Here is a 25,182-nt window from a genome sequence, read left to right on the forward strand (position 1 = left end):
AATGACTCGTAAATCCATCTATATTGCCTATACCGGCGGCACCATTGGAATGCAGCCCTCTCCCCAGGGCTATGTGCCGGCCGCCAACTTTCTGGCCGACCACCTGGCGGGCATGTCCGAATTCCAGCGGCCGGAACTGCCAGAGTTTACCCTCAGGGAATACAGTCCGCTGATGGACTCCTCCGACATGAGTCCAGCCGACTGGCAACATATCGCCAACGACATTGCAGCCCATTACGATCAATACGACGGCTTTGTCGTATTGCACGGCACCGACACCATGGCGTTTACCGCCTCGGCTCTGTCGTTTATGCTGGAAGATCTCACCAAACCGGTCATCGTCACCGGCTCACAGATTCCACTGGCACAACTGCGTTCTGATGGCCACGCCAACCTACTGAATGCCTTGTACGTGGCCGCCAACTACCCCATTTACGAAGTGGGTTTGTTCTTCAACAATCGCCTGTATCGCGGCAACCGCAGTATCAAAGCCCATGCCGACGGATTTAACGCATTTGATTCACCCAACTTTCCACCGCTGTTGGAAGCCGGCATTGATATCAGACTGGTAACTGGCCAGTTGGGTGGTACTGCTAAAGACATGGGCACTTTACGAGTACAAACCATCGAACCACAACCCATTGCAGTGGCCACTCTCTATCCCGGAATCTGCGCCGATGTATTGGGTAACATCCTGCAACGCCCTATCAATGCACTGGTACTGCGGAGTTTTGGTGTAGGCAACGCTCCCCAGAGCGGAGACTTCCTGGCCAAGCTTAAAGCCGCCTGCGACGCCGGCATTGTGGTCGTCAACACCACCCAGTGCAACCAGGGTAAAGTCAACATGGGCGGCTATGCCGGCGGCAACGCCCTGGCCGAGGCAGGCGTCATCAGCGGCGGTGACATGACTTTTGAAGCCACGCTGGCGAAACTGCATTACCTGCTCAGCAAGAAGCTGCCAGTGGATGAAGTACGTCGATTGATGGGACAAAACCTTCGCGGCGAACTCACCGTCTGAGCCTGATACGGCGTTTAGCCCAAACGTCATGAACCACCGGTCGGCAATTTTCCTCGAAAAACCCACCCCCGTCGTCTAAGCTGGATCTCCAAGAAAACGGGTTATCATGGAGGTCCAACCGTGGCCATGGGAAAATTGCGCAAAGCCCAATTTACGCTTTGCCGTCTTGCAGAACCTCGCGCATTGCTGGAATGGCAGAGCTTTTACGCCCTGCGCCCACTACTGAAAACCCTGCCCCAAGGAGACGGACACCCCGTGATCGTCTTTCCCGGATTTGGCGGCAGCGACCGGTCAACACGCCCCATGCGCGATCTCCTTAACGACCTGGGCTACCAAAGCCACGGCTGGGGCCTGGGTTCCAACATCCTTTTTGACCACAGCCTCGAAGACGAAATGCTGGCCCTGGTTAAAGAAGTTGCCGAAAACTCTGGCCAAAAAGTTTCGCTCATTGGCTGGAGCCTCGGTGGGGTTTATGCCCGAGAACTGGCCAAATCCTGCCCCGATCAGGTTCGCTGCGTCATTTCTCTGGGCAGCCCCATCTCCGGTGATTCCAACCACTCCAACGCCAGCAGAATCTACCAGGCTATCAACGGCAAACCCTCGCAAGCCGCCCAAGTTCGACGCAGCCATTTAAACGAAGCACCGCCGGTGCCCACCACTTCCATTTATTCCAAAACCGATGGTATCGTCGCCTGGGAAGGTTCGGTTCAACATGGCGGTGAACAAACCGAAAATATTGAAGTACCGGCCAGTCACCTGGGCATTGGAGTGAATCCGTTGGTGATGTATTTACTCGCTGAGCGACTGTTACAGTCTCCCGATAACTGGCAACCGTTTGAGAACACTGGTTTGAGGAGCTTAGTGTTTCGAAAACCTGGCCAATGTTGGCCGATGTCAGCCCGTCCGGCTTATTGACAAAAACATGTAGATCTTCAGGAAGATTTGTGGACTGTTTGAGTTCAGGCTTTAGCTGCAGTGTGCCATACCGGCAATTCATAAATGCGCTCTTCGAGCGCAATCGCCCTCAGAGCGGGCTCCTACAAGCTGCTCCAACCAGATCGGGACCACTGCGAGATTCTCTGACCAACCGTAGCAGCGGGCTCCGACCGCAACCGGTCTTCTCCATAGTAACGGTTCAAAGCTTCGAAGTTCAGAACGACAAAGTGCGCGATACTTTGAGAACTCTTTAAACCTAAGCCGCCTCTTCCAGAGCAACCGCTGCTTCCAGCAATTCCTCAAAAGACTCCCGCAAACACTGCGCATAAAACGCCGGATCGGGCATCATCTCGCGACAGCTGCTTACGCCGATATTAAACTTACCGCAGTAAGACAAAAGCCCGTGGAACAGTCCCATCCCATCCACCGGCGGCCCCAGGGCAAAATTGCTTAACATCTTCGCACCGGTAAAATACAGGGGTATCTGCGGTCCCGGCACATTGGTAATCACACAGTTATAGGCAGGTTTGATACGATTGGCCAACGCTAACCGACTCGACAATCGCGCCGCCGAAGCCGTCAAGGTAGAAGGAATAAACTGCGCATAGTCTGTCATGGTCTTGGCACCAATTGCGTTAGTCAACTCCTTGGCCGTGGCTGTGCCCGCGTTCACCTCGCGCAACCGTTCAATCGGGTCGCCAATATTACTGCCGATACGAACCGTCATTTGCGACACCTGATTGCCCGCCGTACCCTCCTGATCACGGCTACGAACATTAATCGGCGCCATAGCCGCCAGCGACGCCTCCGGCAATTCACCTTTACTGTCCAGGTAACGACGTAGTCCGCCGCCACAGATGGACAAGGCCACATCATTCAGCGTCACACCCGCAACCGCATTTTTAATGCGCTTGAGATCCTTCAGATCAAACTCCACGGCATCAAACACCCGGTAAGGTGACACCGTGGAATTAAAACGCGTACGCGGAATATCTGTCACCCGCTTCAGCTTGCCACGGGCCAATCCGGTCACCATCCTGGCAAAACCCGGCACGGTATTTTTGGCTACTTCAAATACCCGCAGAGGCGTTTTTATCGTATTGATCTGAGAACGCCAGAGCAGTTCGATATTACCGGGGCGCCGGTCCTTATACACCGGATCACGATGCATATTAGTATCGTAATCCGGGCTCAGGTCGTGGATCGCCGCTGAAATCTCAACCCCCGAAGCGCCATCGATGGCAGCATGATGCATCTTGCTGACCACCGCAAAACACCCGGGTGGATAGCCCTCAACGTTATCCAGCCCCTCGATGATATAAAATTCCCAGAGTGGACGCGCCCGGTCCAATGGCCGCGCGTGCAACCTCGACACCTGAATACACAGTTGACGCCAGTCTCCGGGTTTTGGCAACGCGATATGGCGAATATGGAATTCAGGATCAAAGGGACCATCTGACTTCCAGTAAGGGTGATCCAACCCCATGGGCACTTCCACCAACACATTGTTCATGGCTGCCACCCTGCCGGCGCGCCTCAAGGTGTTTTCAAGGATCTGCTTGAAGCCAACCGCCCCACCGGGCGCCGTTGCAGGATCGTAAATTCCCAAACCACCGATGTGCATTGGGGAATTGGCCGTTTCAAGATATAGGAACGAGGCGTCCAATCCGCTGAGCTGTTGCAATGGCTTTCTCCTTATTGTCGCGACCGCCGAGTGGTTTGAGTCTGCCTGTTCAGTTCTCGAGCGTCCAGGCCAGACCTTGACCACGCAGTCAGATCCCTATATGGGGACGGCGAGGGCTACTGGTCGCGCTCAGAGCGCGCTGCTACGGTATGTATCGAGCCATTTGATTGCCATAGCATCGCGGTCTTGGCAGCTGTTACCGCGCTCAAAAGCTCGACCCTGGCCCGGCCAAAAACTCCAGCTCCTCCGCCGTCGACTCCCTCTCCAAAATAGCATTGCGGTGCGGGTAGCGCCCGAATCGCTCGATGATATCGCGGTGTTGCTCAGCAAATCGCTGGTTATCTTCGAGACCGGGCTGAGCAAACAGACGCATACTCTCGGCCTGAATCAACCGGGATTCACTGTGCATATAGGGCATGAGTATAAACGCCAGCTCCCGTGGTGACAGATCCGAGGCGGCCTCCGGATGCCCCTCAATCAGCCCCACCGCCTCCTGGGCCAGACACAACGCCAGAGCGTCTGCCGCAAACGCCCCCGCCTGATCCCGGTAGATATTGCGCGAAAATTGATCCAATACAATAATCTCCGCCAAGCGCCCGCGAAGACTGGAACGCCAGCTGTACAACTCCCCTGCACGAGCCTGCTGCAACAGCGGACCAAACCGTTGCTTAATCAACTGATCCAGCGCCTCATCCTTGGCAAATTGCTGCTTGGGCTCAAGCTCCTCAAACCAAAACCTCAGTACCGATTCTGCACTTTCAGTCATCATCACAACCTCCTTTTTAAACCCTATCACTTGTCAAAATCCGCCGATGAGGCTTTCTGTCTTTTCTGGCCCTCAATCGGTAGAATATCGGCCCTTTTGAGACTGCCGAGCGTATAACAGCCAGCGCTGTTTGGAAATCGACGTATTATGATCCCCAGTATTCGCGAGACCTCCCCCGTCCAGGCCCAGTACCTGGCCTTTATCGACGCCCTCAAGGCCTGTGGCTTCGAGGGGGACCTGAACCCTGACTATGCCAACCGCACGGTGTTGGCCACCGACAACTCCATCTACCAGGTGTTGCCCCAGGGTATTATCTACCCCAGGAACGCCGCCGATCTGGTAAGGGTAGCCGAGCTGAGCAACCTCAAGCAGTTTCGCGATATTGTGTTAAGCCCCCGCGGCGGTGGCACCGGCACTAATGGTCAATCTTTGACCGATGGCCTGGTGGTGGATATTTCCCGGCACATGAACCGCGTCCTGGAAATTAACGCCAAAGAAGGCTGGGTGCGGGTTCAGGGTGGCGTGGTCAAAGACCAGCTCAATGCCGCCCTCAAACCACACGGGCTGTTTTTTGCTCCAGAACTATCCACCAGTAACCGCGCCACCATTGGCGGCATGATCAACACCGACGCCTCCGGCCAGGGCTCCTGTCTGTACGGCAAAACCCGCGATCATGTATTGGAACTGACCAGTGTTTTCCTCGATGGCAGCGAATGGACCTCCAAGGCGCTGAGCGATGAAGAATTCACCGCCGTTGCCAGCCGACAAGACCGGGTGGGCGAGCTTCACCGGGTCGTCAATGACATTCAAAAAGAACACTCTCAGGCCATCGAAGAAAAGTTCCCGAAACTCAATCGCTGCCTGACCGGCTACGACCTGGCGCACATCCGCGATGACGAGGGCTGTTTTAACCTCAACAACATCCTCTGCGGCAGCGAAGGCACCCTGGGCTTTATCAGCGAAGCCAAACTCAACGTGCTGCCCATCCCCAAATACTCGGCGCTGGTAAACGTCAAATACGAGAACTTTAACGCCGCGCTGCGCGACGCCACCGAACTGATGAAGGCCGGCCCTACTTCCATCGAAACCGTGGATTCCAAAGTGCTCAACCTGGCCATGAGTGACATCGTCTGGAATACCGTGGAAGAATTTTTCCCACCAACGGAAGGCAAGGAAATCCAGGGCATCAATCTGGTCGAATACACTGCTGATGATGAAGAAACCCTGAAGGCCAACGTACAGGTGTTAACGGCCCAACTCGATAGTCTGGTCGGAGACGAAAGCGCAGCCAGTATTGGCTACTCCGTTGCCTGGGGCTCTGACTCGGTGAAGAAAATCTGGGCCATGCGCAAAAAATCCGTCGGTTTGCTCGGCAATGCCCAGGGCGAGGCGCGCCCGATTCCCTTTGTCGAAGACACCGCCGTGCCTCCCGAAAACCTGGCCGACTTTATTCTGGAATTCCGCCAGCTTCTGGACGACCACAACCTCGCCTATGGCATGTTCGGGCACGTGGACGCCGGCGTACTGCATGTACGCCCTGCTATCGACATGAAAGATCCGGCCCAGGAACCCCTGGTTCGCCAGATCTCCGACCAAGTGGCAGCCCTGACCCACAAATACAATGGACTGCTCTGGGGCGAACACGGCAAAGGCCTTCGCTCCGAATACGCTCCCAAGTTCTTTGGCGACCTCTACCCGCAACTGCAGCGGATAAAGGCCACCGCCGACCCTCGCAACCAGCTCAACCCAGGTAAAATCGCAACCCCGGACGACCATCACCAGCTGACTAAAGTGGACGAAGCCCCCACAAGAGGCCAGGAAGATCGCAAAATCCCTGTGCAAGTGTGGGAGGGCTACAGCGAAGGCATGTACTGCAACGGCAACGGCGCCTGCTACAACTGGAACCCCAACGACGCCATGTGCCCTTCGTGGAAAGGCACCCGCGAACGTGTACACTCACCAAAGGGACGCTCGGCGCTGGTGAGAGAATGGCTGAAACAACTGAGCGAACGCGGCGTCGACCCCATTACCGAAAGCGCCAGGGTTAAGGAGCAATCGTTCCTGGGCTCACTGTACGAACGCACCAAGAACACTCTGGCCAAACGCAATGGTGAGTACGACTTCTCCCATGAAGTTATGGATTCCATGGCCGGCTGCCTGGCCTGTAAATCCTGCGTCGGCCAATGCCCCATCAAAGTCGACGTCCCCAGCTTTCGCAGCAAATTCCTGGAACTCTACTACGGCCGCTACCTGCGCCCGCTCAAGGACTACTTTATTGGCGGTCTGGAATTCCTGATGCCGACTCTGTCCAAAGTGCCCTGGCTCTACAACGCCCTGATCGCACCGCGATTTATGCAAGCCATCCTCGCACGCACCGCCGGCATGGTCGACAGCCCTCTGCTCTCCGGCATTAATCTGGATCGAAAACTGCGCCAGATGGGTGTGCGTTACGCGGTTCCGGAAAACATCCGCAGTCTTAGCGACGAGGAGCGCGAGAATGCCGTTATCATCGTTCAAGACGCCTTCACCAGCTACTTTGAAACCGAAGTCGTACTGGACCTGCTGAAACTGCTCCAGGGCGTCGGCTTTGTGCCATTACTGGCACCGTTTAAGCCCAATGGCAAGCCCCTGCACGTACACGGCTTCCTCAAAGCATTTGAAAAAACCGCCACCAACACCGGCGAATTCCTCAACGCCCTGGGCGACTCCGGTATACCTATGGTGGGCATAGACCCCTCCATGACCCTCGCCTACCGCAGCGAATACGAAAAAGTCCTGGGCAACCGCACTCCCAACGTACAACTGCTGCAAGAATGGCTGGTTAACCACACCGACCGTTTGAAAAAGCAACGTGAACGATTCCGCGGCGCCCACTTCAAGTTGCTGGCCCACTGCACCGAGAAAACCAATGCCGCCGCCTCGCTCAAAGACTGGGGAGCCATCTTCGACTCTCTCGGCCTGCAGCTTGCCATGGTTGACGTGGGCTGCTGTGGTATGGCCGGCACCTATGGCCACGAAGCCCAGAATCTCGAAACGTCCAAGCGCATCTACGACCTGTCCTGGTCCGAAGTCGTCAATGCACCGGAAAACCGCGGCAAGCTGGTGGCCACCGGCTACTCCTGCCGCAGCCAGACCAAACGCATAGACGCACTTGAACTGCCTCATCCTTTCCAGGTACTGTTGCGGCAGATGCGCTGATTCGATACCCGAAGGGCAATCCAAACGGTGTATTTACGGAGACAACAACATGGGTTTATCTGAAAGCTCGGTGTCACCCAAAACTGTGTTATTGCGCTACCTGGGACAACTGCGTTTACTACTCGACACACTTGAACGACAGGGACCGCAGGATATCCTGGAACGGCGTCTGACGCCGGAAATGTTCCCCCTGCGGACCCAAGTGCGGATCTGTGCGAACTTTGCACTGCGCATCTGGTGCCCTCTTACCGGTGGGGAGCCGGTCTCATTTGACAACGACGACAATACATTTGCCGGCTTGCGACGTCAGCTGCAACAAACTCAGCACTACCTTGAAGCCACTGACGACGATGGCCTGAACTGGGACAAGCCTGTCACTGAGCGCGCCGGCTTTGGCGAATTCACCCTGCCCATGGTGGATTTCACTTACCAGTACGCCCTACCCAACTTCTATTTCCACCTGAGCATGGTCTACGCCATTGGTCGCGCTTCGGGTGTCAATTTGAGTAAGGGTCACTACGACGGTTTTCACAGTTATCCGCCCGGCTTTTCGTTTGAGAATCCGAGTTGATCGCGGTCATAGAAGACGTTAAACCTGTTCTTCGAGTTCCTGTTTCAACAACTCCAGCGTCCTTGCCGCCGCATCGAAATCAAAGGTTTCAACATTGTGTTGCAAGCGCTCAAGCGAATCTGTATGAGCGTCCGTCATTAATTGCCGGATCGCCAGTACCGATTCCAGGGCCTCAGGGCTGGCGTCTCTAATGTGCCGCCTTAGTTGGTCCATCAACTCGGGCAGCTTGTGGCGGTCTGGCAGTTGAGCCGTCGACTCCTCTGAATCTGTCGTCGTCAGGATCATCAAACCCCGAACAACCCGGCTCAATGCCGTCTCCAGTTGTAATTGCTCCGCACTTCCGTCGCGCCCGTCCGCCAGTGCCCTTTCCAGCCCTGCAGCTGCAGCTGACAGCTCGATCGCTCCCAGTGTTGCTGCCGAACCTTTCAGCGTGTGGGCCAACCCCTGAGCTACCTCCCTTTGCCCCAACTTCAACATCGTGGCCAGTTTGTCCGCGGTTGTTCTGTTATCGTGAAGAAAGTCCAGCAGTAAGCGACGCAGAAGACGCCTGTTGTTCCGCACCGCCGTCAATCCCCGCGCCAAATCAATCCCCGGCAAGGCCAGCGTCAGCACGTCAGAGTCATCCGCGTTAGTGTCGGCATCTTCCCCAAGGTAGTGGTCCCGAGCCAACCAACTACCCAACATCTGGTACAGGCGCTCCGGATCAATGGGTTTGGAAAGATGGTCGTTCATGCCGGCCGCCAGACATCGGTCACGGTCTGAGGCCAATGCATGAGCAGTCATGGCAATAATAGGACATTCACGCCGTTGCAACTTTTCGCGGATCATTTTCGTAGCCTGATAGCCGTCCATCTCCGGCATCTGAATATCCATCAGTACCAGATCGAACGATTCGCAGGACATGATTTCCACCGCCTCCTGCCCATTATTAGCCACCATAACCCGCAGGCCTGCCGCTTCCATCAGTTCTCGGGCTACCTGTTGGTTAGTTCTATTGTCCTCCACCAGCAAGACCCGCTGTGATAGAAAGCGGGGAATAGTACCGGTTGTCAATCGGGATGCTTTGGGCAAGCACACCGACGCTTCCCCGGCCACGGCAAACGGCAATTCAAAAGTGAAGCAGCTGCCTTTGCCCAGTGTACTTTGAACGGCCAGATCACCTCCCATCAAGGTCACCAACCGCTGGCAGATCGACAGTCCGAGACCGGTACCCCCATATTTTCGAGTGGTGGAGCCATCAGCCTGGGTGAACGCCTGAAAAATATTTTGCAAGTCGCCCTGATCAAGGCCGATACCAGTGTCACAGACCGAGAATTGAACCCACTGTACCTCCGGCGTAACCCGGCGGGGTTTAAGACTAACACTGACAGTACCCCGCTCAGTGAATTTGAGCGCATTACTGATCAAGTTGGCCAGCACCTGCTCCAGTCGCAAGGCATCCCCTAACAACACTTCCGGCAATTGCGGAGAGATCTCGACCGTCAGCTGAAGTTGTTTCTCCTGTGCCTTAACGCCGTAAAGATCGCGCAGGTTTTGCATTACCCGCTCCAAAGAAAAGGGCATTTTTTCAGCGGTTTGCTTGTCGGCCTCAAGCTTGGAGAAATCAAGAATATCGTTGATCAGCAACAGTAGCGACTGAGACGACACCTGGATTTTGTTGAGATAATCCCTCACCCGGGCGCTGGGTTCGGCTTGAAGAGCCAAATGCGTCAGGCCGATGATGGGATTGAGCGGGGTGCGAATTTCGTGACTCATATTGGCGAGAAAACGGGACTTCTCCTGATTGGCGGACTCGGCTTGCTCCTTGGCCGCGCGCAGTTCGATGGTTCTGTCCTCAACCAATTGCTCCAGGTTTTGATTGTTAGACTCCAGTTCTCTGGACATGGACTCGACCAAATCAAAAGCAATAGAAAAGCGCTGGGAAATCACCACCGCCTGGGCAAATACGAAACCGATCATCCCCAGCGAGGAGAAGGAATAGGCAATGGCTTCTACGATGTTAAGAATAACATCCAGAATGATCATCGCCCCCAGGAACAGAAATGACAACATAAAGGGAATCGACGCCTGGCGCTTGCGACACACCGCCCGGGCGGTAATCACCGGGCAGGCGATTACCGCCAGCACCAACACCACCTGAAAACCAATCACCAGCTGGGAGGAAAGCTCCGGTGGCAGCATCACTGTGGCCATAAAGCCCGCACAGGTAAATACGAAAGTATTTCTCGCCCATACAGGCAATTCCTGGGGAAACAGTTCCCGGGTAAAAAAGGCAATACATGGCACCATTCCATAGAGTGTGAGGTACTCCAGGGCCAGGTCAATCTCGAAGTTCAGTTCTGGAAGAAAGATATGAATTATCTCTTCTCCGGTAATAAACGTCCTATAAGACATCAACACTGTCAGACTTCCAAACCAGAAAGCTGCACTGTTGGAACGGATGATATGCAATACGATATGGTAGAGACCAAAAATGAGAAACACGGCCACCGCCATTCCCTGCCAGACCTGTTGCGTCACCGTCTCGCGCAGGATATCGGTAGACAGACCCAATAACGGCGCCTGCAACATACCGCCGCTTTGATGATGGAAGTTGGCGACATCGATTGAAATTACAAGTTCTGTTCCCTGGGGATTGAGGGGAATGATTTCGCGCCGCGTTACCGGCCTTGTATCGTCACGGGACGTCGCTGGCTCACCGATAGAAATAGTTTGATCTGGTAAATAGATGCGAGCGGCGGAGTGGTAGTATCCCGCCTTCAGTGACAATGGTGGTGTCTTTTCCGGCAACAGGATTTTTATCCGATAGGAGCCATAGCCGAGCTCTCCCACAGGCTGGCCGTCAAGTTTGAAATCATCCCACTTGCCGGGGCTGATCAGGGCTGCAGGCCGATCAGCGATTTCATTGCTAAAGGTTCGCCAATAGAACTGCCACTGGCCGTCCAGTGCCACCGATCCGGATTGATGGAAATCCCAGTCTCTGAGGTCCAATACACCCGCAACCGCCTGCGGTATCTGGGTTGGCTGGACCGCTGGATGAACTTGAGATGCACCCCAGGCACTGCCTAATATCGCCCACAGCAGAACGCCAATTCCAACAGACTGTATCCGTGTCAACATCGATGCTCTTCCATTAGGCCCGGGTGCCACTTTCAGCACCAGGGCCATGTTGTTCCAGGTGGGCTTCGAACAGATCCAGTGCCTGCTCAGCTTGCTCAAACTGATACGCCTCCAGATGTGCCTTTAGACTGTGAAAGCAACTCGGCAAAGCGCTACCTAAACCACTTCCAATTTCTTCCATCGGCTCACAGGCCTTGGGGCTGGCCATCCGTAAATGGAACCTCAGCTGCTCAATCAACCTCGACAACTGCTCAGCCTCAAGCTTGCAGCTTCCTGAATTCGACGGCCCGTCCTCAATCAGATTCAGCCCGTCCAGCACTCGCTGCAAAGCCGTTGCCAGTGCTGTCTGCACCGTCATGTTCTGTGGATCCCGCACCAACGCCTCTTCACAGTTCTTCGCCGCCTGTGCCAGAGACTCAGCACCCAATGTGCCGGCGGCGCCTTTAATTGTGTGTGCCCAAGAACGAGCCACTTTCGCTGGCGCCTGTTCCAGCTCTGTCACCACTTGGCGATAATCCTCGCGAAACTCCAGTAATAACTTGCGGTACAACTGCTGATTATCGCGAACGTTGGCAAGGCCCGCCATCATATCGATGCCTGGCAAACGTTGTGGAAGGGCGGGTCCTGTTTGCACCTCAGATTCATCACCGTGTTCTGATGACGCATCCAGCGCTGGCAGCCAACGAGCCAGAGTGCGATAGAACACGGCTGGCTCTATGGGTTTGGCAATATGATCATTCATCCCGGCGGCTCTGCACTTTTCGCGATCCTGGGCCAGAGCATGGGCTGTCATGGCGACAATGGGCAATTCCCGCAACCCGAGTTCATCACGAATGACGGCGGTGGCTTGATAACCATCCATCTCAGGCATCTGAATATCCATCAGTATCAGGTCAAAGTGATGAAGCGCGGCCTGGTTTACACCCTGGCGACCATCGGTGGCCTCAACCACTGTCAATCCGGCGGTTTGCAACAATTCTCGTGCCACCTGCTGGTTGGTGGCATTATCTTCCACCAGCAGCACCCGCTGACCGCCGAAATGAGGATAGGTGCCCCAATCCCTTTCCTGCTCCTCTTGCTCCAGCGTTTTCTCGCGGTCACGCTCTAAAACCACCACGAAAGAAAAACAACTGCCCTGCCCCGGCCGACTGCTGGCCTTGATTTCGCCCCCCATCAGGGAGACCAGATGCTGACAGATCGCCAGCCCCAGTCCGGTGCCCCCATACTTGCGCGTGGTGGACCCATCAGCCTGGGTAAAGGCCTCAAAGACCTCCTCCAGACGATCCTCATCCATGCCGATACCGGTATCGGTTACGGAGAAAGACAGACTGAGTTCTGTCTCTGTCAAGTTTACAGGTTTGGCCTCCAACACCACACTGCCGTACTCCGTGAATTTGATGGCGTTGCTGATCAGATTACCCAACACCTGCTCTATTCGCAGGCTGTCACCCAGCAGCGCTCGCGGCATGTCCGGAGCCAGATTGATCTCCAATTGCAACTGCTTTTCACTGGCCTTTACACTGTAAAGGCTGCGCAGATTTTCCACCACTTGATCGAGACAGAATGGCGAATGATCGACCACCAATTTGCCCGCTTCAATCTTGGAATAGTCCAGTATGTCATTGATAAGACTCAGCAGGGACCGGGATGAAGTTTGGATCTTGGACAGGTAATCACGTACCCTGACCTCTGGATCAGTCTCAAGAGCCAGGTGCGTCAGCCCAATAATAGGATTGAGCGGCGTGCGGATTTCGTGGCTCATATTGGCAAGGAACTCACTTTTCGCGCGGCTAGCCACCTCGGCCCGTTCCTTAGCCTGTTGCAACTCCGACTCTCGTCTTTTTTGATCGGTAATGTCAAACATAAAACCATGTAATTGTTGCGGCCCATCCCGGTCCGACAAGACAGTAATCATCTCACGAATCCACACAATGCGTCCGTCCGCCGCCCTCAGGCGAAACTGCAGTTCATGATCCAGCCCCAGCCCCGTGTCCCTCATACAGGAGGCCACCGCAGCCTCGCGATCCTCAGGCACAATTCTGTTGGCCCAAGACTCCATATCCGTCCAACTTGAGACAGGATAACCCAACCATTTTTCCACCTGAGCCGCAATGTAAGTATAACGATTAGTTGCCAGATCAAAACTGAAGTGAACGGCCTGGGCTGATTCGACCAGATAACGAAATCTGGCCTCACTGCGTTTAAGGGCATCTTCGGCCAGTTGACGTTCGGTAATATCTTCGAAGCTCCACACCCTGCCGTGGAGTTTTCCCTGCCTCTCCAATGGATGGGAATAACAGTTGATGATCCTGCCATCGGTCAGGTGAATCAGTTTCTCGAACAATCCGCGACGCTGGTTCAGTCCGGCCACACAGTCGGCCAATGTCCCTGCGTCATCCAACATCGGCTGCAAACGTTTCAGCAAGCTACTGCTGTCCAGTGCCAGCAGCGGCTTGTCGGACAATGCCCACAGCTGCTGAAAGCGTTCATTGACATGTGTCACGCGCCCGTTTTCATCCACTACCAGCACACCATCCCGGCTGGATTCAATGGTGGCCCGCAAGAGTGCCTCCTGTTGGCTGATCAACTTGCCAAAAGATGCGAGTTTGCGGTTCCAATAAAGCACCGTTACCACTACGAGAGCGACCAGCAGCAATAACAACCATAAGCGCTGAAAATCGAAGACTCGCTCGATCTGAATCGAAGACCATTTATCAGCCAAAGCTTTCCTTTCGCCGCTGGAAAAACTGTTTAAGGCCTTCTGCAAAGAGGTCAGCAGTTCTGGTGGTTGCTGGCGATGCACCGCCAGGGACAATTGCAACGGTGAATCCAGCTTTGCGCCAATGGTCAAATCTTCGTACCCATGGCGCCGCAAGGTATAGCTAATGGCTGGCGCCACATCCAGATAGCCGAACAGCTCGCCGCGTCTGACCCGTTGCAAACCTTCGGTTGCACTGTCTACAGTCACCCAATGCAGGTTAGGGTAATCGACGGCCAGTTGCCCTACCGAAACCCGCCCGGTGACTAACCCCAGTTTACTGTTGTCGAGTGTTCGTAAATCGTCTACGAATAAGTGTTCATTGCGTACTGCCATCACCAGTGGGAATTCGGCGTAGTGATTAGTGAACCGCAGTTCCTCTCGCAAGCTCTTGTCCGTAGCGGTATCCAGACCAGTGGCGACGAACTGACACCGCCCTTGAAGAAGGTATCGCCGGGTCTGCTTCCAGTCGGAGGTTGGCTGTGGGCTCAGGACAACACCCAGACGCTGTTGCAAGCCGCGCATGAGCTCAGCATTGAATCCCTGATGCTGCTCTTTGTCGTCGAACCACTCGATTGGCCGCCAATCGGGACCCGTGCAAAAGGTCAGGGATGGGTTACGTTTGAGATACGCCTGTTCCGACTCAGACAACCGCACCGAGTCGCTGCCTGGTGCGATCTGTTCGGCGCCCAACTCAGGAGACAGTGCAATCCAGCGACGAAAAATAGCCTGCCTGGTGTCGACGTTAATACTTGCCAGCGCCTTCTCCATAATGCTCGCTAACTCCGGCCAATCTTTGCGCACAGCAATTCTGCCCAGAAAAGGTTCGGCAAAATCTCCGCTGAATCTGAGGTTGGCAATACCCTCCCGCTCCAGATAGTAAGAAGCCGTTGGCATAAAGGCCGCCATTGCGTCCACTTGACCTGAGGACGCCAACCGCAATCCCGCGGGCACGTTATTGACAGGGACAACCTGCACCAGAGGGTGTTTGTCCCGGATGTAGATCTCTTCCGGGTATTGAGTAGTGACCGCGACTTTCTTCCCGGCAAGATCATTCAGCGTCAGGGATGTAACACCTCCCTGGCGGGTAATCAGAACCATGGGAAATTCGAAAAAGGCGGAGGTGAAATTCAGATACTCAAGGTTATCATCGTCAATGGCATTGGCTCCCATAAGATCCAGTTCGCCCCGCTGAATTGCACTGACGACTTGGTCCCAGTTGTCCAATCGCTGTACATCGAAGGTGATGCCGGTGCGCTCACTGATCAGTGTCAGAATGTCTGCCGCAATGCCCACGTAGCGACCCTGTTGATCAAAGAACTCGATGGGGGGGAAATGCGGGTCCGGCGCTATGCGGATACTGGGATGCCTTTGAATAAAAGCTCTTTCACTATCAGTCAGATTCAGAAGAGTGGTGGCGTGTTCCCGCCCCACCGTGGACGATGCAAACATCAAGCACAACAGCGATATCAACCAACGGCACATGTGCTTGCTCATGGATCGCCTTTGCACTCCTCGTCCAGAGCCATCACCAGCGAGTGAAGAGCTGCTTCTGCATCCTCGAATTGAAACGCGTTGATCTGCTGTTCCAACTCTTCCAACAACTCTGCTCGCCGCCCCTGCAATGCTGCCCGAATATCACGCATGAGTTCTAGTGCTTGAGGATTGGCATCGTGCAACAGTGCACGCAGAGATTGTAGCTGCGCGCTTAATGTGGGCCATGATACAGCCACAGCGGACGTGGCAGGCGCCCTCAATTTTCGATCAGCCAGGGGGGCAAGGCCATCCAATACCTGCTGCAGACAGGCACGAAGCGGTTCGATATTAACGCTAATGGTCGCAGCGCCGGCCAGAGTCCGTTCCACTTCCGCAGCCATCGCCGACAAATCCTGAGCCCCGAGATTGCCCGCCGCCCCCTTGAGGTTATGGGCTATTTTCCGCACTCGCTTCATGTCTCCTTCCGCCAGGGCCGCGTTCAGTTCTTCAGGCTGGCGGCGATGATCCTCAAAGAATTCCACCAGCAATTTATAGAATAATTGCCGGTTGCCGCGTACCCGGTTCAGTCCGGAGGTAAGATCGACTCCGGGTAAACCCTGCGGCAAGTGATAGTCTCCCGCTGATCGTTTTACGGTCTCGGCAGGAGGTTGCAATTCGAGGGGCAACCAGCGAGCCAGGGTGTGATAAAGTGAATGCGGGTCCACTGGTTTACTGATATGCCCATTCATGCCGGCGCTGAAGCAGCGTTCCTGGTCATCAATCAGTGCGTGAGCTGTCATAGCCACAATGGGCACGGTGTTGAAGCGCTCATCTGCTCGAACCATGGCAGTTGCCTGATAACCATCCATGAAGGGCATTTGAACATCCATCAGTATCAAGTCAATGCTCTGCTCTTCCAGCTTCTTCAATGCTTCCAGCCCATTGTTGGCTATGGTGACCCGCAGTCCTGCTGTCTCCAGTAATTCCCGGGCGACCTGTTGATTGGTGGCATTGTCCTCCACCAGTAGCACATGAGCCGCGGCAAACTGTGGCGGAGGAGCTGACCCGAGCGATTTTACTGATGTCGCTTGGGGCGTATTCACCACCACAAAGGGTAGACTGAAACGAAACTCACTACCCTCTTCCAGAGCGCTGCTGACCTCAATATTGCCGCCCATCTGAGAGACCAGACGCTGACTGATAGTAAGCCCAAGGCCGGTGCCGCCGTATTCGCGAGTGGTGGAGTCATCAGCCTGGGCGAACTCCTGAAACAATGCCTGTTGCTGCTCGGTACTCATACCGATACCCGAATCCCTGACGGAAAAAGTCAGTATCACCGTGTCCTTCCCCCGACTCTCCTCAAGTTCGATATGCAGCTGTATCCCGCCCTCACGGGTAAACTTGACCGCATTGCCAATCAAGTTGACCAGTACTTGTTTCAAACGCAGGGGATCGCCCATCAGTCGCGCGGGTATCTGCTGCGCCACCCGAGTCCGAAAATCTAAATTCCGAGTCTGGGCTCTGGCCACAAACAGGCTGGAAATGTCCGCCATCACTTCATCGAGAGAAAACTCAATATGTTCAACCTTGAGTTTGCCCGCCTCGATTTTGGAAAAGTCCAAAATATTGTTAATGATCTCCAGCAGGTATTGCGCCGACGATTGGATCCTATCGAGATGATGTCGATTATCCAGGCCGGAATTGCTGTTAAGTGCCAGGTAGGTACTGCCGAGAATACCGTTCATCGGCGTTCGGATTTCATGACTCATGGTGGCAAGAAAGGCACTCTTGGCGCGACTGGCCTGGTCGGCTTCTTGTCTGGCGAGCTCCAGGTCCCGGGTTCTCTGTCGTACCTTCTGCTCCAGTTCTTCGTGAGCATCGAGCAGGATTTTTTGTTCCCGGCTCTTGGCGGACTCTTGCTCCCGACGCAACAGATTGATGTGGTCAGCCAGTGCAAACGAAAACAGAATTGCTTCGAACCAAAGCCCGATGCGCCCACCCCAGAGCGATAGAAAACTGGTTTCGCTCAGCCCCAGCCAGCGCATCAATGACACGCAAAAGAAGGCTGCTGCCACCACCCAGCCCAAGGTGTAGTAGCGAACCCTGCGCTCACCACGGCGCCATAACCAGATACTCAGAACTGGAAGCACCAACAGAAAGACACCCAGCCCTCGCAGGATATAGGTTGTGATTACTTTATTACCCAGCAGCAGGGCCACAATGCCCACACCCGCAATTACCAGGCTGATCTGCAACAGTCGATCAAGTTTGGGGGTAGACTCCGCCGTGCGCAGGAAGGTGCGACTGAACTGAATCAACATCACCATGGTCAGCATCATCAGTATGATATGCAGATGATTGGTCAGAAAAACTGAATCCGCATAAAGATACCGGTGCCCGAGCCCAAGATTGGCAACAGCGAAACACAGAGATACTCCCAGATAACAGACATAATGGAAATACTCCCGCATGTGTGTTGAGCAATAGATGAACAGGTTGTACAACAGCATCAACAGCATTCCGCCAAAATAGGCCCCCATAATCAGGGCGTAACGCTCCTTGTTATCGATAAACGCCTGTGGAGACCAGAGGCGTACCTGAGTATCGAGCAAGCCGTAATCGGAGTAAGCCATGCGGATCATAACCTGAGTGCGCGCCCTAGCTTCGGTCTCCACTGGAACCACAAAAGACTCGTGACTGAGCGGACGCTGATGAAATGGACGCATATCGCCCAATGGCAGTTGCTCGACCCCACCGGTTTCATCAATCAAGTAGACATCGACAAAGTCTACATGGGGATAGACGGTTTCCAGCATCCAGTTGATGGACGACGATGTCGGATTGTGGGCCGTGAACGCCAGCCAGTAAGCTGAATCACTCATACCGAGATTGCTGCGGCCATTGACCAGCGGCCGCAATTCTCCGTTCTCCATCAACCTCATCACATCTCGAAGTTGCAGTCGGCGTTCTGGGTCTTCCAGCAAGGTAACGAAAGGACTCGCCGCCTGACCGTCAAGCGGAAGCGACAGATCCACAACCGGTGATTGGGAGAAGGCGCCGGCGCGCACTGTCAGTAATCCGAGCAACAGCAGACACAGCGCTGCGGTTCTGGCCTTTACCCCCCCTTGGCATCGCTGCGACTCAACGGTACTCATCATTGGCCAGCGACATCGTTTTGGCGAGAACCGGAAACCACTAAAGTGTCTCGACCGCGACGTTTGGCTTCGTAGAGTAATTGGTCGGCCTTCTGCAGAAACTGTTGGGTAGTGTGCTCCCCGTGAGGGACTATGCTGGTGCCACCGATGCTAACCGAAACCCAAGCGCTGCCGGGACAGCCCCCGTGAGGCCGATTCAACTCCCGCACCGCCTGTAACATGGCCTGGCCAACCTGCCGCACACCCTCTAATCCTGTGTCGGGCAGCACGCAGACAAATTCCTCACCACCAAAACGGGCCAACAGATCCGAAGGTCTGCGGACCTGTTCCGCCAGAGTAATGGCCAGCTGTTGCAGGCAATCGTCACCCTGCAGATGGCCATAGTGATCGTTGTAGCATTTGAAGTGGTCCACATCCAACATCAACAATCCCAAGTGGGAGCCGCTGCGCAGACAACGGGACCACTCCCTTTGCAAAAACTCGTCAAAGCCACGCCGATTGGTCAACCCGGTCAATGGGTCCTGAATGGACAACGCCAGCAACTTTTGGTGCATCACTTGCAACTCTCGCTTTTGACGCAATTGGGTCAAGTGGGTTTTGACCCGAGCCCGGACAATCTCCGGACGAATAGGCTTGCTGATGAAGTCTGCGCCGCCGAGGCTGAGTCCCCGAATTTCGTCCTCCTCGCTGGTCCTGGCGGTGATGAACAGAACAGGAATATCAGCGGTGGCGGCTTCACGCTTGAGCTGTTCGCATACCTCGAAGCCAGTGAGTTTGGGCATAACCACGTCCATCAAAATCAGATCCGGACGCGGCTCCATCCTAGCCCTCTGCAGTGCCTGCTGCCCGTCCAGTGCCACCCTGATACGGTGTCCATCCTTTAGCAGATCATTGAGTAGATTGAGGTTCAGTCGATCGTCATCAACAATCAGAATGATTGGCTCCTCGGCAACCTTTGTGTTCTCATCATAATCATGCTCTGTCATTGCGCCGACACCTGACACCACCTTCAGTGAATTCATACCCGCTACCAACTTGTGCAATACCGTTGATCAACCCTTGAGAAACAGCATCAAGAATTGGGCCAAGCCAATGGGTGAGAAAAAAGTGCAATAACATCAAAGAGATAGCGAAGAGAGGCGAAAACTACAAACCCCATTGAGGGGTGAGCCAGAATGCACAGGGACAGAAGACGAGATTCTGTCAAAAAGATAAACTGCTTTAGATTCAAAGACTTAAATAGATCCAGGAAGTTCGGAGTCGGGTGTGCATGTGTGCAAATTGGCACACCCCCCTTCAAGGCAGCTCAGTACTGCTCATCCAGACGCTGCTGAAGTCGGCGACTGAGACGGCGGTTTAGAGCAGTGCGGGATATACCCAGCAGCGAGGCGGCAATCCCCTGGTTATTGCCTGCCTGGCGCATGGCTTCGTCAATTAACGACGTTTCCGCCTCCTCCAGGGTAGGTAAGCGTCCCTTGAATGAGAGTGAAATAGATTCCTCTTCGTTGGTGTGTGCCGAAGGGGACTGTGTGGCCTTGCGAGATTCAATGGCACTGCGAATCGATTTCATGGACAAGGTGGGACCCCCTCGATGCTGTGCTACTGCATCAACAATCAGTCCCCGCAATTCACGCACATTACCGGGGAAATCGTACAACTTCAGCAGGCTGATTAACTCCGGGGGCGCCTCCAGCGAATCCCATTGCGCGGTGTGACAAGCTTGCTCCAAAAAGTAAGCCACCAGGGGCGCGATATCCTCTGGCCGCTGCCGCAACGCTGGAATATGGATATGGTGGCCTGACAAACGGTAAAACAGATCAGTCCGAAAGCGATCCTGACGCATCAGCGCCTGCAGATCTTGATGAGTTGCAGCCATGATACGTGCGTCCATTGTCTGCAACTGATCGTCACCCAGCGCGTGATAGGATCGTTCCTGCAACAGCCTCAATAGCTTAATCTGAGAAGAGGGCGCCAGGTCTCCAATTTCATCGAGAAACAAAGTCCCCTTTTCAGCCCCCTTGACCAGACCACTGCGGTCCCGATCCGCCCCCGTAAAAGCGCCTTTTTTGTGACCAAACAAGGCATCGGCAAAGGTGGGATCATCCAGTCCTGCCAGATTGACCGCCACCAGATCCCCGCTCCGTTGGGACAGTCGATGCAAGGCACGTACAAACAACTCCTTGCCAACACCGGTTTCGCCGGTAATCAGCACGGGCTCACCGGTATCGGCCACCGCTTCCATATAGTGGAATAACCCATGCATCTCCGGGCTGCTGGTGACGATATCTGCGAAGGCTTGCGGATGTTTGAGGACTTCATTGGACAGACTGCGGGTCAATGCACCGACCTGGGTTCGTAACGACTGCGCCTGACGCTTTGCCTCCAGTGTTTCCCGCACACTGCGCCTTAAACTGAGATGGGTATTAATGCGCGCACGAACCACCGCTGGGGACAGGGGTTTGGTAATATAGTCCACCGCACCCAACTCCAGCCCCCGGGCCTCATCCTCCTCCGCATCGCGAGCGGTCAGGAAGATGACCGGAATATCGCGACTGCGCGGGTCTGACTGCAGCTGCCGGAGCACCTCAAAGCCATCCATATCCGGCATTTGAATATCCAGCAGAATCAGATCGGGGCGCGGATCGCTCAGGGAGCGCTCTACAGCTTGTCGTCCATTCAGTGCGACCTTGATAGCATGCTCGCTCTTGAGCATGTCGTTCAGGATATTAATATGAAGACGCTCATCGTCAACGATTAAAATTCGGGTCTTGTCGCCAGTCATTCCCTTTGCCACAACTGCAATGTCAGTGATTTATGGAGCGTTTATGTTACCGCCAATTGCCAAGCTTATGAAACGGCAATCTATCTAATACACTACACTAGGCTTACACACACCCTCGGGCGTATTCGCTTGAGAAAACATGCATAGGAGTCGATGCCTGTGAAACCCCTGCTCAACCTCAACGATATCCGAGACTTTCAGCATCACCGGAAAGGTCCCTTTAACGCCAGCTTTGCGGCCATCAGCGAAACCATTGGGGCGCAAAAACTGGGGTATAGCCTTACTGTATTGGAGCCAGGCTTTAAGGTCTGCCCGTTTCACAATCACCGCGTCAATGAAGAAATGTTCCTGATTCTGGAAGGCGAGGGAACCCTGCGCTTTGGTGTTCAACAATATCCGCTCAAACCACTGGATATTATCGCCTGCCCACCCGGTGGTCGCGAGGTGGCACACCAGATTATCAATACCGGTGACCACACATTGAAGTATCTCAGCCTGAGCACCAATGAGCCTGTCGATATCTGTGAATATCCGGATTCCGACAAAATCTACTCATTTATTGGTCAGCCTGGCCAACGGGAATTCGGCCACCTGACTCGTGCCGCCGATGCGGTAGACTATTTCGATGGTGAACTGGAACAATAAGGGCAAACTATGAAAGCACAAGTCAACTTCAGCGGATGGCAGGCGGTGGTTGCGCTGGTGGCTGTCATCATTTTCGTCATCATCCGCATCACATCCATGAGTGACCAGCTCGACAATAAGCCCCTTATGGAGAAGCTGCAGAGGGAATTGAACGGTCGCCACTTTTCCGCTCAGATGCAACAGATTCAGATGTCATTGGCCGCTGGAGACGCTGATGTGGCGGATCAAGCCCGGAAATTGGCAGCCGGAGGTGTTCAGATTTTGGAAGTGACTACCAGTGCACCACTCTTGGGGTTTTCTTCCAATGAGAGAGTGGTGGTCAAAGTCGGGTACTTTATTACCATGGGACCGCGCAAGGACGACTACGTGACTGAATACTTTTGGTTTACCCATGCGGCCCTCGGCAACCGCTGGCATCTGGAAAGAAGAGCAACGCCGTTTTCGTACTACCTGAATTTTATGTAGCGGTTGAATAGCAGTATTGTCACTGCGCTTATTTCACACAAATTTTACAGGTCTGCCATGTCCGGGTTATGAGAACTGGCGTAGACTTTTTGCATCAAAGATAAGCTCTTAAACGGAGAACCCCATGAACAAAGTCGTACTGATCATCCTGGCCCTGTTGTTACCACCCATTGCTGTCTTTTTGAAAAACGGCGCAGGTAAAGACCTCATCATTAATATCGTACTGTGCCTGATCTTTTTCTTCCCGGGCATGGTTCACGCCTTGTGGCTGACCACAAAGTCCTGAGCCCGAAGAAGCCCTGATCAGGCGGCGTCCGCAACCTCGGGCACTCGCAGCTTGAGTTGTCGATACACAATGCGATAGCCGACGAAGGCTATCGCGGTACCCACCGCGCACAGCAACATCACACCTGCATAGCCGGTTCCCTGCACCAACAAATAACCGGCAAAGGCTGGCGCTATCGACTGGGTCAGCCCCTGAGCAGCCGGTACCAGCGCCGCATAGCGACCACTGTGGTCGATATTGCCGATAGTGCCCAACTGAAAGATATCGATAAACAACCACATAAAATTAAACAGGGTGGCCCCTATAACATAGGACACGGGATTGATATCAAACGCCAGACCCACCAACAGAAACGTCATGATGACCAGCGCACTCAGAAGCGGCTTCGACTGCCCTACCCGGTTGCTTACCCAAGTGGCCACCGCACACCCCGTCAATGTAAACAAGGTACCCGCCGCCAAGGTGTTGGCGATAAAGTCATCGCCCAATCCAGCATCCACACCCGCTCGTTCAATAAACGCCCAAAACGCCCCAACATTGACATACACCGCTGACACCGAGGCCAGGCACACCCAGGGCACCCAGGCCGGCAATTTATCCAGCGCAGAGTCTTCTTTGGTCTCGGGGGTCACCTCCACCTTGGCAGACGCATCCGGCGTCAGGGGCCCGGCCGGTAACCAGCGAACAAAACCTGCCACCAGTACAAATGCAAAGCAGAAAAACAGAAAAATACCGTCTACATTCCAGCGCTCGGAAATCACCGGAAAGCTGTATAGCTCGATCGCATTGACCGCCACCAGGGCAAACAACAGGATACTGTAATTGCGACCGGTATGATGAGAGCCCGCCAGAGTAGCCACTCCCAGCGCATAACAGATTCCGCCACCGATACCGGACAATACCCTCACCGCCACCAGTGGCTCAAAGGTATTCAATGTGGTGGAGAGGTAATTGGTGACAATAGCGATGGCAATCCCCAGATACGCCATCGCCCTTCGGTTGACCCGATTTAACAGGAGGGAGGTGACGATAGAGGCCACAAAAATGCCGGATAAGTCCGCCGAGGCCAACCAGCCCAGCTGCTGCTCATCGAAGCCGAGGGAGTCCGCCATAGCACCCACCAGCATCGGCATCCCGATAAACACTGCATTGCCGACAATACTGATGATTACCGCAGCGGCGATGGTTTTGGGGGCGTCAAAATCGGTCAAAACGGGGGCTTGGGAAGGGGCCGGGGCAACAGCGGCGGCAGTGGTCATGGGCACGGACTCTTATCATTGTGATGGCCCTGATTGTGTCAGTATTGCGGTGACTCCCCTATCCCCCGATAAGGTGACCTCCCCCAAGCCTCTAATCAGCGCTCGTACAAGGCCAGAGGATCCTGATCCGGGGTGGCCGGACTGTGCCGCACAGCTTCGATAAACAGGTAAAACAGCTCTGACTGTGAAGTGATATCGAGCTTACTGTAGATGTTCTTACGATGGTGTTTAATGGTCTCCAGGCTGTTGTCCAGCCTCTGAGCGATGCTCTTCATGCTGTGCCCATGCAACAACAGGGACACCACTTCCGATTCCTTCGGGGTCAACACCGAGGAGCCGAAATTCTTGAGCGCGCAGTCAAGGTGCGCCTCCAGGTTCATCTTGTCGCCATGCAATGAACGCACCCAACGCAACAAGACCTCACGCACCAGAGGTCCCACACGTCGCAATCGTTGCAGCTCATTACCGGTAAATGGCTGACTGCCCTCTCGCCGGCCCAGTGACACGCTCACAATGATGCGATGATCAGCCTTATATATGAAGCAAATCTCGTCGACCAGCCCCGCCTGGCAATAGTAGACATTGTAATACTCAGACTCATCAAACCCTGTGGGAGCCACCTCCTGCAGGCTATAAACGCCCTCCAGTCCCTGATCCAGGGCGCCTCGATAGTGGGGATCCAGCAGATAGGCCACCGTCTCATACTTTTCCACATGCAATTGACGGCTTTCGTTGGCCAACAAACGAGAGTGGGTAATGTGGGGAGACTGCCCCGGGGGGTACAGCAGCACCATGCTGGATTCGCCATCGACCAGCCTTTCCAGGCCTTTCAACAGCTCGCCAATGGCATCATTGCCAAAGTCCTTCTCAATTACCGACGCCAGTGTTTCATGCCAACCAGCGCCCAGCTCTGGTGCAAAATCCGATGAATTCAAACGTGTCCTCCTGCCGCTCGGGACGCTCATCCCCTCTTCAGGGGATCAACAGTCCGCCGTAAAACTGGAATAGTGAGATCCTCAAAAAAGCATAACAACAACACCTACAAATGCAAATTGCGACAAAT

16 protein-coding genes are annotated in these 25,182 nt (G+C 54.5%); 7 read left to right on the plus strand and 9 right to left on the minus strand.

What is annotated here, in order from left to right:
* Position 1: 1 nt before the first annotated feature.
* On the plus strand, positions 2-1,018 hold the full coding sequence (ansA, locus tag HBA55_RS10005; RefSeq protein WP_166990037.1) for an asparaginase: 1,017 nt from the start codon (positions 2-4) through the stop codon (positions 1,016-1,018).
* A 126-nt stretch (positions 1,019-1,144) separates the two neighbouring features.
* Complete coding sequence (locus HBA55_RS10010; RefSeq protein WP_166990962.1) at positions 1,145-1,933, plus strand: esterase/lipase family protein; 789 nt, start codon at positions 1,145-1,147, stop codon at positions 1,931-1,933.
* 277 nt (positions 1,934-2,210) lie between these two features.
* On the opposite strand, the gene HBA55_RS10015 is transcribed toward HBA55_RS10010, so the two are convergent.
* Positions 2,211-3,638 (minus strand): WS/DGAT/MGAT family O-acyltransferase, encoded by a 1,428-nt coding sequence (locus HBA55_RS10015; RefSeq protein ID WP_166990039.1) that lies wholly within the window; start codon positions 3,636-3,638, stop codon positions 2,211-2,213.
* A gap of 205 nt (positions 3,639-3,843) precedes the next feature.
* Complete coding sequence (locus HBA55_RS10020; RefSeq protein WP_166990041.1) at positions 3,844-4,407, minus strand: DUF924 family protein; 564 nt, start codon at positions 4,405-4,407, stop codon at positions 3,844-3,846.
* Between the two features lie 144 nt (positions 4,408-4,551).
* Here HBA55_RS10020 and ydiJ point away from each other — a divergent pair, with 144 nt between their 5' ends.
* Both ydiJ and HBA55_RS10030 read left to right on the plus strand, forming a co-directional pair.
* Entirely contained in the window at positions 4,552-7,602 is a 3,051-nt protein-coding gene (ydiJ, locus tag HBA55_RS10025) for a D-2-hydroxyglutarate dehydrogenase YdiJ (protein WP_166990044.1), read from the plus strand.
* Positions 7,603-7,651: 49 nt separating this feature from the next.
* Positions 7,652-8,173, plus strand: coding sequence for a DUF1993 domain-containing protein (locus tag HBA55_RS10030; protein WP_166990046.1), 522 nt, complete (start codon positions 7,652-7,654; stop codon positions 8,171-8,173).
* A gap of 18 nt (positions 8,174-8,191) precedes the next feature.
* Here HBA55_RS10030 and HBA55_RS10035 read toward each other — a convergent pair whose 3' ends face one another.
* From HBA55_RS10035 to HBA55_RS10055, 5 genes are all read right to left on the minus strand, one after another.
* Entirely contained in the window at positions 8,192-11,293 is a 3,102-nt protein-coding gene (locus tag HBA55_RS10035; RefSeq protein ID WP_166990048.1) for an ATP-binding protein, read from the minus strand.
* 13 nt (positions 11,294-11,306) lie between these two features.
* Positions 11,307-15,548, minus strand: a complete 4,242-nt coding sequence (locus HBA55_RS10040; protein ID WP_166990050.1) for a transporter substrate-binding domain-containing protein — start codon at positions 15,546-15,548, stop codon at positions 11,307-11,309.
* The gene (locus HBA55_RS10045) at positions 15,545-18,685 is read right to left on the minus strand and encodes a hybrid sensor histidine kinase/response regulator (RefSeq protein ID WP_166990052.1); all 3,141 of its coding nucleotides are present in this window, start codon (positions 18,683-18,685) and stop codon (positions 15,545-15,547) included. Before HBA55_RS10045 ends, HBA55_RS10040 begins: the two co-directional genes overlap by 4 nt.
* Positions 18,682-19,704 (minus strand): GGDEF domain-containing response regulator, encoded by a 1,023-nt coding sequence (locus HBA55_RS10050; protein WP_206019699.1) that lies wholly within the window; start codon positions 19,702-19,704, stop codon positions 18,682-18,684. The genes HBA55_RS10045 and HBA55_RS10050 overlap by 4 nt, the downstream gene beginning before the upstream one ends.
* Before the next feature lie 284 nt (positions 19,705-19,988).
* Positions 19,989-21,464, minus strand: coding sequence for a sigma-54-dependent transcriptional regulator (locus HBA55_RS10055; RefSeq protein WP_166990054.1), 1,476 nt, complete (start codon positions 21,462-21,464; stop codon positions 19,989-19,991).
* A 159-nt stretch (positions 21,465-21,623) separates the two neighbouring features.
* Between HBA55_RS10055 and HBA55_RS10060 the strand changes: the two genes are divergently transcribed.
* From HBA55_RS10060 to HBA55_RS10070, 3 genes are all read left to right on the plus strand, one after another.
* Positions 21,624-22,109: a cupin domain-containing protein gene (locus HBA55_RS10060; RefSeq protein ID WP_420821496.1), complete on the plus strand. Its 486-nt coding sequence runs from the start codon at positions 21,624-21,626 to the stop codon at positions 22,107-22,109.
* Between the two features lie 9 nt (positions 22,110-22,118).
* Positions 22,119-22,574, plus strand: a complete 456-nt coding sequence (locus HBA55_RS10065; RefSeq protein ID WP_166990058.1) for a hypothetical protein — start codon at positions 22,119-22,121, stop codon at positions 22,572-22,574.
* Between the two features lie 124 nt (positions 22,575-22,698).
* The gene (locus HBA55_RS10070) at positions 22,699-22,860 is read left to right on the plus strand and encodes a YqaE/Pmp3 family membrane protein (RefSeq protein ID WP_166990060.1); all 162 of its coding nucleotides are present in this window, start codon (positions 22,699-22,701) and stop codon (positions 22,858-22,860) included.
* A 17-nt stretch (positions 22,861-22,877) separates the two neighbouring features.
* Here the strand turns inward: HBA55_RS10070 and HBA55_RS10075 are convergent, their stop codons facing one another.
* Both HBA55_RS10075 and HBA55_RS10080 read right to left on the minus strand, forming a co-directional pair.
* Positions 22,878-24,119 carry an MFS transporter gene (locus HBA55_RS10075; protein WP_166990062.1) on the minus strand — a complete coding sequence of 414 codons (1,242 nt, stop codon included), beginning with the start codon at positions 24,117-24,119 and terminating at the stop codon, positions 22,878-22,880.
* Positions 24,120-24,214: 95 nt separating this feature from the next.
* Positions 24,215-25,054 carry a helix-turn-helix transcriptional regulator gene (locus tag HBA55_RS10080; RefSeq protein ID WP_166990064.1) on the minus strand — a complete coding sequence of 280 codons (840 nt, stop codon included), beginning with the start codon at positions 25,052-25,054 and terminating at the stop codon, positions 24,215-24,217.
* Between the last annotated feature and the right edge of the window lie 128 nt (positions 25,055-25,182).

The organism is Pseudomaricurvus alkylphenolicus (genome assembly GCF_011683955.1).
Classification (GTDB): domain Bacteria; phylum Pseudomonadota; class Gammaproteobacteria; order Pseudomonadales; family Cellvibrionaceae; genus Pseudomaricurvus; species Pseudomaricurvus alkylphenolicus.

Excerpts from the sequence above, each read along its gene's own strand:
- HBA55_RS10065 (WP_166990058.1), top strand. The coding sequence starts at position 22,119 with ATGAAAGCACAAGTCAACTTCAGCGGATGGCAGGCGGTGGTTGCGCTG.
- HBA55_RS10045 (WP_166990052.1), bottom strand. The coding sequence starts at position 18,685 with ATGATGAGTACCGTTGAGTCGCAGCGATGCCAAGGGGGGGTAAAGGCC.
- HBA55_RS10020 (WP_166990041.1), bottom strand. The coding sequence starts at position 4,407 with ATGATGACTGAAAGTGCAGAATCGGTACTGAGGTTTTGGTTTGAGGAG.
- HBA55_RS10030 (WP_166990046.1), top strand. The coding sequence starts at position 7,652 with ATGGGTTTATCTGAAAGCTCGGTGTCACCCAAAACTGTGTTATTGCGC.
- HBA55_RS10040 (WP_166990050.1), bottom strand. The coding sequence starts at position 15,548 with ATGAGCAAGCACATGTGCCGTTGGTTGATATCGCTGTTGTGCTTGATG.
- HBA55_RS10055 (WP_166990054.1), bottom strand. The coding sequence starts at position 21,464 with ATGACTGGCGACAAGACCCGAATTTTAATCGTTGACGATGAGCGTCTT.
- ansA (WP_166990037.1), top strand. The coding sequence starts at position 2 with ATGACTCGTAAATCCATCTATATTGCCTATACCGGCGGCACCATTGGA.
- HBA55_RS10070 (WP_166990060.1), top strand. The coding sequence starts at position 22,699 with ATGAACAAAGTCGTACTGATCATCCTGGCCCTGTTGTTACCACCCATT.
- ydiJ (WP_166990044.1), top strand. The coding sequence starts at position 4,552 with ATGATCCCCAGTATTCGCGAGACCTCCCCCGTCCAGGCCCAGTACCTG.
- HBA55_RS10050 (WP_206019699.1), bottom strand. The coding sequence starts at position 19,704 with ATGAATTCACTGAAGGTGGTGTCAGGTGTCGGCGCAATGACAGAGCAT.
- HBA55_RS10035 (WP_166990048.1), bottom strand. The coding sequence starts at position 11,293 with ATGTTGACACGGATACAGTCTGTTGGAATTGGCGTTCTGCTGTGGGCG.
- HBA55_RS10075 (WP_166990062.1), bottom strand. The coding sequence starts at position 24,119 with ATGACCACTGCCGCCGCTGTTGCCCCGGCCCCTTCCCAAGCCCCCGTT.
- HBA55_RS10010 (WP_166990962.1), top strand. The coding sequence starts at position 1,145 with ATGGGAAAATTGCGCAAAGCCCAATTTACGCTTTGCCGTCTTGCAGAA.